Annotated in this window: 1 protein-coding gene; it reads left to right on the forward strand. The window is 66.9% G+C overall.

Features of this window, described 5'->3' with window-relative positions; genetic code table 11:
* The first annotated feature begins 8 nt into the window (after nucleotides 1-8).
* Complete coding sequence (locus EOA60_RS35145) at nucleotides 9-803, forward strand: aldo/keto reductase (RefSeq protein ID WP_281060814.1); 795 nt, start codon at nucleotides 9-11, stop codon at nucleotides 801-803.
* The last annotated feature ends 58 nt before the right edge of the window (nucleotides 804-861 follow it).

An 861-nucleotide genomic window follows, 5' to 3' on the forward strand; every position in this document is an offset into this window, starting at 1 on the left:
CCGTTCCGGTGCTGGGTCAAGGCACGTGGAAGATGGGTGAGGACGGCCGGCGCCGCGCCGACGAGGTCGCGGCGCTGAGGCTTGGGCTGGATCTCGGCATCACGCTTATCGATACGGCGGAAATGTATGCCGGCGGCGGCGCCGAGGAGGTGGTGGCGGAAGCCATCGCCGGACGCCGCGACGAGACTTTTCTGGTTTCCAAGGTACTGCCGTCCAACGCCTCGCGCGCCGGCGTCAAGCGGGCCTGCGAGAACAGTCTGAAACGGCTCGCCACCGACCGCATCGACCTCTATCTGCTGCACTGGCCGGGCAGCGTGCCGCTGTCGGAAACGATCGGAGCCTTCGAGGCCTTGAAGGCGGCCGGCAAGATCCGCCATTGGGGCGTCAGCAATTTCGATACCGACGAGATGGAGGAACTGGTCGGCCTACCCTCCGGCGCCCACGTCCAAACCAACCAGGTCCTCTACAATCTCTCTCGGCGCGGTCCGGAATTCGACCTCGCGCCCTGGAGCCTTGAGCGCGGCATCCCGCTGATGGCCTATTCGCCGGTCGAGCAGGGCGCGCTGGCGCGCAACGCCAGACTCGACGCCGTTGCCGCCCGCCACAACGCCACCGCCGCGCAGATCGCGCTTGCCTGGGTAATGACGCAGAAAGGCGTCGTTGCCATCCCGAAGGCCAGCCGGCAGGAGCACGTCCGCCAGAATGCTGCGGCGCTCGACATCGTCCTGACGGCGGAAGACCTTGCCGAACTTGACCGCGCCTTCCCGCCGCCGACGCGCAAGCGCGGGCTGGAGATGATCTAGGCGCGCTGGCAATGACGCTGGAAAGCCTTATTTCGCCGCCAGCCCCTTCAGCCTGTAG

This window comes from Mesorhizobium sp. M1A.F.Ca.IN.020.06.1.1 (assembly GCF_004023265.1).
Lineage (GTDB): Bacteria > Pseudomonadota > Alphaproteobacteria > Rhizobiales > Rhizobiaceae > Mesorhizobium.